The sequence below is a fragment of the Corallococcus sp. CA054B genome, from assembly GCF_003611625.1.
GTDB lineage: Bacteria > Myxococcota > Myxococcia > Myxococcales > Myxococcaceae > Corallococcus > Corallococcus coralloides.
Genome location: NZ_RAVY01000037.1, coordinates 52,382 through 58,559, shown reverse-complemented (window position 1 = coordinate 58,559; position 6,178 = coordinate 52,382). Strand labels below are relative to the sequence as shown.

General features: G+C 64.2%; 7 protein-coding genes. 3 read left to right on the top strand and 4 right to left on the bottom strand.

Annotated features, from left to right (window positions below):
* Positions 1–556: hypothetical protein (locus D7V80_RS12360; protein ID WP_233585280.1), on the top strand; the 556-nt coding region annotated here is incomplete at its 5' end.
* 193 nt (positions 557–749) lie between these two features.
* Here D7V80_RS12360 and D7V80_RS12355 read toward each other — a convergent pair.
* The 4 genes from D7V80_RS12355 to D7V80_RS12340 form a co-directional block, all read right to left on the bottom strand.
* Positions 750–1,271, bottom strand: a complete 522-nt coding sequence (locus tag D7V80_RS12355) for a hypothetical protein (RefSeq protein WP_120588344.1) — start codon at positions 1,269–1,271, stop codon at positions 750–752.
* 38 nt (positions 1,272–1,309) lie between these two features.
* Positions 1,310–2,374, bottom strand: a complete 1,065-nt coding sequence (locus D7V80_RS41385; protein WP_147447073.1) for a phosphodiester glycosidase family protein — start codon at positions 2,372–2,374, stop codon at positions 1,310–1,312.
* A 404-nt stretch (positions 2,375–2,778) separates the two neighbouring features.
* Positions 2,779–3,774: a hypothetical protein gene (locus tag D7V80_RS12345; RefSeq protein ID WP_120588342.1), complete on the bottom strand. Its 996-nt coding sequence runs from the start codon at positions 3,772–3,774 to the stop codon at positions 2,779–2,781.
* Between the two features lie 303 nt (positions 3,775–4,077).
* The gene (locus D7V80_RS12340; protein ID WP_120588341.1) at positions 4,078–4,719 is read right to left on the bottom strand and encodes a glutathione S-transferase family protein; all 642 of its coding nucleotides are present in this window, start codon (positions 4,717–4,719) and stop codon (positions 4,078–4,080) included.
* Positions 4,720–4,994: 275 nt separating this feature from the next.
* On the opposite strand from D7V80_RS12340, the gene D7V80_RS12335 reads away from it, so the two are divergent.
* Positions 4,995–5,939 carry a DUF4114 domain-containing protein gene (locus tag D7V80_RS12335; RefSeq protein ID WP_120588340.1) on the top strand — a complete coding sequence of 315 codons (945 nt, stop codon included), beginning with the start codon at positions 4,995–4,997 and terminating at the stop codon, positions 5,937–5,939.
* The gene (locus D7V80_RS12330; protein WP_147447072.1) at positions 5,936–6,148 is read left to right on the top strand and encodes a hypothetical protein; all 213 of its coding nucleotides are present in this window, start codon (positions 5,936–5,938) and stop codon (positions 6,146–6,148) included. The genes D7V80_RS12335 and D7V80_RS12330 overlap by 4 nt, the downstream gene beginning before the upstream one ends.
* The last annotated feature ends 30 nt before the right edge of the window (positions 6,149–6,178 follow it).

The window sequence follows — 6,178 nt, the reverse complement described above, 5'->3', positions numbered from 1 at the left end:
GGGGGCGGGGACGGGTGAGTCGCCGGACATGGCGGTATGGACTAGCACTGAAGGGCACGCTTCGCCCCTGACGAATCGTGTGGGTGCTTCTCCCTGCATGCTGCCGTATCCTGGTCACATGACGGCGCAGCGCACGCTCACCGACCTGATGGCCGAGGTGGCCGGCCGCGCCCGCGACTGGTCGTTGCCGCAGGACCTCGGCTCCGATCGCATGACGGTCACGGCCGCCTGGCTTGCGAGCGACGATCCGCTAGCGATGCTGTTCCTGCTCGCCGCGGTTCACCCCCGACGCGAAGTGGAGATGTGCATCAAGCTGGCGACCGAGATGTCGTTCTTCGAGCCCATGCGGAACGAAGCACACTCGATGAGTCGCCGCCTCCCCGGCATGAACTTCAATGGCCGGTCTCCGTTCTACTTCATTGCTCTCTACCAGCGGCTGCACTCCGCCTTGCGGTGGATGGAGGGCACCCAGCGGTCGCGACTCGAGCCCGAGCTCGCCGCGGCGATCCGCGTCGTCGTCCCCGATCCGTTCACGCTCGTCGGTCCCGCCGCGTAGGGCCCGGGATGAACAAGCGATCGCTGAAGTCCTCGCGGCTTGGCACCAGCGCGGGGCAGGCGCTTCGAATGCCACCCATTCGGTCCGCGCAGCGTCCGGGTGCGATCTTCGACCTCGATACAGTTCCAGTCGCTACAGGAGCGATCGTGTCACTTGAATTCTTGACATCCCCTCTGGCGTGTCAGGGGCCGTGCTAGTCCGAGTTCTCGGCGGGCAAAAGGCTGGGATCCGCGAGGATTGACTCTCCATTGATGTTCCAGGGGGGCACACCGAGGAAGACGCTCAGGCGCTTCCCATTGTCTCCGTGAACAGAGAGCACGAACGGTTGCACGGAGAAGGCTTCGCGAGGAAATCCCTCATTGGAGGTGAACAGGCTCCGGACCGTCCAAATCCCCCAGACGTCGTTCACACTCCCGTCTCGGGCATCCAATGAGACCGCGTGCAGGCTGAATGCATTCGCGAGCAGCGCAATGAACAGGAAGACCACTCGGGAAGATCCGTTCCATCTGCCATTGATTTTGGGTCTCAGCACGGTGAAGGCCGAAACTGAAAGGATCAAGACGGCGAGGAGTTGAGCCCAGAATGGAGGCCGAAAGACACGGACCATGGAGTCGGACCCGCGGGCCACCAGCATGTCAAGCCGTGAAACGTAGAGCATCGTGGCTCCGAGGAGGAATACGAGGATGGGGAGCCCCCAACGCAGTGCTGTTTTCATCTTGTTTCTCATGTGAAGTCGCATGGGTCGGGCTTGGCTCACTTGAACGCCAAGCCCACGGTCGTGCCCTCATCCTTGTTGTCATCCTGAAGTACCTGCCACGCCCTGTTCACCATCAACATGACGGAGTCACTTCCATCCATCATGAGAGCGTCCTCCACGCCGACGGCCGCGAGTTTGTCCCGCAGGCCGTCAGCGGAAAGCCCCGTCTTGGAGTTGTGGGGTACAACCAGGACCAGAAGCGTCTTCGCGGAGCGACACAGCGCGACCGCCGCCTTGCCTCCTCTCTCTCCTGTCTTCGCTGCCTGTCCGGTGTAACGAGCGTCGTTCCGCTGGGTAAGATAGGGCTTGTATTTCTGGGTGGGCTCACCCGTCGCTGGAGCCCCGGCGGGAACTCCCGAGGCATATTTGTTCCCGGTGCCGTACTTGAGCCCCCCAATGATCATGGGAGTCAGACCTCCCATCGCGGTGATGTGGCCACCCGCCGGAGGATTGCCCCGGCCGAAGGAGTATGCCTCCGTCGGTGTCTGTACCTTGAACTCGTCTCCTGGCTGAATCAGGGTCGGATCGAATTTTTTGGTCTTCTTGTTGGTACGTTTCGTTTTGAAGCCGAAATTAATCGGGTTGCTCAGGATTTCATCCCAGCTCTTCAGGTTGTAGCGCCGGAGAATGATTTCAGACGTCTCCGTTGCCGCAACCTTATGACAACGCTCTGCTTTCGAAGGATCAAAGGCGATGTAGTACAAGTTTGGCTCGGCTTTGCCAGCCCGTAGCATGCCATTCTGGATAATGTGACCTTCGATGGTGGTTTCGTCCGATGGGACCGGGTCATGCCCCATGATGACGTCGGTATACCCGGAGTTCGTCAACCCCCAGAGGTTTCCGTTGGCAACAACCTTGAGTTTGTATGCCAAACTTTCCCTCTGAACAGTCGCGGAGAAAAGCTCCTCGGACGTCCTGCGAACGATGTGCAGTTGGGACGACGCCCCAACAGCCACGTACTGGAGATCACCGTCGTTGCAATGCGCCACTCCACTACGACGTGCGGTTTCCGTTGCCAGGAGCGACCAGAAGTTGGAGCCAGCGATTGGGAGGCGGAGCATGGACATTCACCTGCCAGCGATGAGGAGCGAGAATGCGAGCGGCCTACCGAGTACAGGGCATCATAACGGAAGCCATTGGGGAGAGGCGCGACAGGTGCAGCCTCGTTGCCCCGTCCTGGGTAGGTGGCCTGGGCAGGCGTATGTACCGAGGGGGTTAAACGCTCCCTCAAGCGGAGGCAGAGCCGAAGCCGGAAGAGGCAAGTGAGCCGCCTTTAGCAGCGACGAGGCAGGCTCCGACCCAAGAGCGCACGCCGCCGCGGGATGGGGCCGGGTTGCTCAAGCAGGAGTTTCGCGCTGGACGTATTCGCCTGCGGCAGGTGGGGAGCGCGGCCAGACGGCACCTCGGCACCCACCCCCACCCTCAACAGGCCTTCTCTTCGCCCGATGCATTTGACGCAGGAGTGTCAGGCGCACGCCTCGCAGAGGCAATTCATGAGGGGGATGACACTGCGGGGCTCGTGGGGCTTGAGGGCCCAGAGCTCCGGCTGGCAAAGCCTGCCGTCACAGACGTACCCGGCGGGGCCCCGGATGGCTCGCAGCTTCAGCTCCTCCCGGGCCTTCTTCGCGGACTGCTGCTGCGCCTGGTCGCGCTCGCGGTAGTAGCGCTCGAAGAGGCCATTGACCTTGCCCTTGACCTCGGACTGTTCGTAGGCGGTGCCCCAGAGCAGCTGGTTGCTCAGGGTGCTGGTGAGCAGGGACGTGGCCCCGTCCCGCTCCACCCAGTGGTCCAGCACGTCCTTGGGGGCGTGCAGGTTGGCCATCAGGGTCTTGTAGGTCCCGATGTCCCCGTCGTCGTTCATCTCCTTGAGGCTCTCCCAGGAGATGTCGTGTCCTGTCACCGCGATGGGGAAGTTCGTGTAGTGGCTGAGCTCGTGGGGCACCGGGATGAAGCGCCGGGTGGCGCGCTCGGAGACCTTGTCATTGAGCTTGAACACGCAGCTCGTCACCGCCGCGTGCATGGCGTGGTAGCGCTTGAAGTCCACCTTGTCCGCCGGTGATGGGCGTGCGCTCAGCCACTTGTCGAACGCCTTCATCATGGCGTTGTAGAAGCCCGGGGACTGCTCCAGGTCGAAGATCATCTCCCGGTGCTTGTTGCCGCTGCCGTGGTAGCGCCCCTCGATGAAGAGCTTCCACCACCGGTCGCGCGGCAGCTGGGTGACGGGGGAGCCACCCAGTGCTGGAGCGTGCGGCGTCAGCTTGTCCAGGACGCTCCGGACCTTGCTCGCCGCGATGGCGACGTCGAAGGTCGGCCGGACCGCCAGCTCCTTCTCCAGGAAGAAGTTGGTGATGATCTTCAGGTCGCTGATGGCGCGCTGGGTGTGGAGCGTGTCGATCCACTGGATGAAGGCGGCGGAGTTCCGGGTGTCATGCGTCCCTCCATCGGAGTCGTAGACCTCCATGCGTGGCCTCCTGGCGCGGCTGCGGCGTCAGGGGGTTTTAGCAAACCGGCCGCGGGCCCCCAATGACCTGGGAGGCCGCGAACCGCGGCCCGCCGCCGCAAAACTCCAACGCAGGGAGTGCCTTTGTGGCGCGGTGGCATCCCAGATCGTGTCGGGCGTGGCGCTGTACGAAGGGACGAAGGACGTCCGCTGACTCTACGTCGCCTGCTTCTGTCCCGCCTGCGGGCTCATCGGGGTGTACTCCGATGGGAAGTGCGAAGGCGGTGACGCGGACGCCTTCCTCGCCACGACCTGAAGTCCGCGTCAGCTCCGGGCGGCCGGCGGCGGCATGGGGGGCGCGGTGCGCTGCCACGCCTCCAGCTCCTGCACGCGCCCCAGCCAGGCTCGGAGGTTCGCGTAGCCTTCGAGGGGCAGGCGCGCCGGGCCCGCGAGGGCGAACGACGCGGCGAGCGAGAGGTCCGCGAGCGTCAGGCGCTCCTGAGACACCCACGTCCTGCCCGCCAGGTGCGAGTCCAGCACGGGCGCGGTCTGCGCGAAGAGGGCCTCGCCGCGCGCGACCTCGACGGGGTCCGGCGGCCCGCGGCCGGTGCGCTGCTTCACGAAGTTCTCCTGGACGAGCACGGTGTTCGCCGGGGCCATGTGGGACGAGCACCAGAACAGCCAGCGGTTCACGTCGGCGCGGCCCTGCGCGTCCGTCGGGAACAGGGTCTGCCCCGGGGTCTTCTCGGAGAGGTACACCATGATGGCGCGCGACTCCCAGAGCACGAAGCCGCCGTCGTCCAGGACGGGGACGCGCCCGTTGGGGTTGATGCCCAGGTACGACACCTCGCGCTGCTTGCCCGTGGTGAGGTCCACCATGATGCGCTCGAGGGGAATGTCGAGGTGGGCGGCCACGAGCAGCACGCGGCGCGAGTTTCCGGACAGGGGGTGGAAGTAGAGCTTCAAGACGGACCTCCGGGACAGCACGGGTGGAAGGGGAGGACCTATCCACCCGAGGTGACAAGGGTCTGTCAGGTATCTTCAGGGGCGCGGCTTCAGGACGGAGAGGAACGCCTTCTCCGGCTGGCTGCGCGCCACCACCAGCCCGTCCCGCACGTCACCGGCTCCTCAAGCGGAGGCAGAGCCGAAGCCGGAAGAGGCAAGTGAGGCCTCCCGTGCGGTGGATGCGTCGGTGACGTACGCGGAGTTCCGGCGCCGGGCGCTGGAGTCCTTCGAGCACGATGACGTGGAAGCCCAACATCCTGGTCACGACGACCGCGGATGTCTGGGTGACCTTCGTGTCTGAAGGCGCCACCTTCCGCAACACGCTGGGCTATTTCACCTATCCAGAAGGCAGTCCGCCGACGACGGTGGAGGACGTGGAGAAGGTCGTCATCTTCCCCAATGCCTCCGCCTGGGGCTCCACTGGGGAACTTCAAGCTGGAGATCGTGTCCACCTGGGCCAGTTCTCCGCAGGGACGCGGCTGGGCTTCTTCCTGGTCGCGGATGGATGGGATGGCGAGCGGTTCGACCTGGGAAGGCCCACCTATTACACCGTGGAGGCGCTGAACCCGGAGACCGCCGAGAACCAGCGGCGGCACGTCATGTCCGCGTACCATCAGGAAATGCAGCGCAGGGTGCTGGGCTTCGAGGACTTCTCCCGTGCGCATGAGCAGGTGGACGACGACTTCAACGACGTCGTCTTCACGGTCCAGAGCAATCCCGTGGCCGGGACGGAGACGGGCGGGCCCACCCTGCCGGACAAGCCCTGCCCGGAGGCCCCTTCCGCGCAGCTCCATTCTTGCCAGGAATTGCGCCAATACTGTCCCTCCCTCGGCAGTGGCGTCTATTCGCTGAACCCATGCGACACCCAGGCGTCCGCGTATTACTGCGACATGACATCCGACGGAGGCGGATGGACGGTGGCGGGATGGCAGGCGGCCGATGCGAAGACGCACATGGGCATCGAGACGCGTGGGGTCCTGGGCGGCGAGGAATGGTCGAAGGACCTGTCATGTGTTTCCTTCAGCCAGGTCAGGGTTTTCAATCGCACCTATGGGGAGAGTTTTGCCCAGAGCTACAGCCCTGCGCCGTGGAGCTACACACAGACGAACATGTTCTTCGGGGGGGGGCGGGAACAGCCTTCAAGCAGGGGGTCTATGGCCCAGCCGGCTCGCAGATCATGATGGGCTGCGTCAACTACGGCTACTACGGTGGTGTCTATCCGGAGTACGCCTGTGACTCCGATAACCAGGGAGGAGCCCAGGGGCACCTTGCTGACTACGCGGGTGAGTACTGCGCTGGCGCGCGACTCGACTACACCTGGGCGTGGAGTGATGGTGCCACCTGCAAGTATCGCGGCGTGCCCTACACCTGGGGCTTCGCGGTCCGCTGAGCCTGGCCTCGTGTGATTTCCTACTCGGGG

Coding starts and splice junctions, on each gene's coding strand:
- D7V80_RS12355 (WP_120588344.1), bottom strand. CDS start 1,271: ATGAAAACAGCACTGCGTTGGGGGCTCCCCATCCTCGTATTCCTCCTC.
- D7V80_RS41385 (WP_147447073.1), bottom strand. CDS start 2,374: ATGCTCCGCCTCCCAATCGCTGGCTCCAACTTCTGGTCGCTCCTGGCA.
- D7V80_RS12345 (WP_120588342.1), bottom strand. CDS start 3,774: ATGGAGGTCTACGACTCCGATGGAGGGACGCATGACACCCGGAACTCC.
- D7V80_RS12335 (WP_120588340.1), top strand. CDS start 4,995: ATGACGTGGAAGCCCAACATCCTGGTCACGACGACCGCGGATGTCTGG.
- D7V80_RS12330 (WP_147447072.1), top strand. CDS start 5,936: ATGATGGGCTGCGTCAACTACGGCTACTACGGTGGTGTCTATCCGGAG.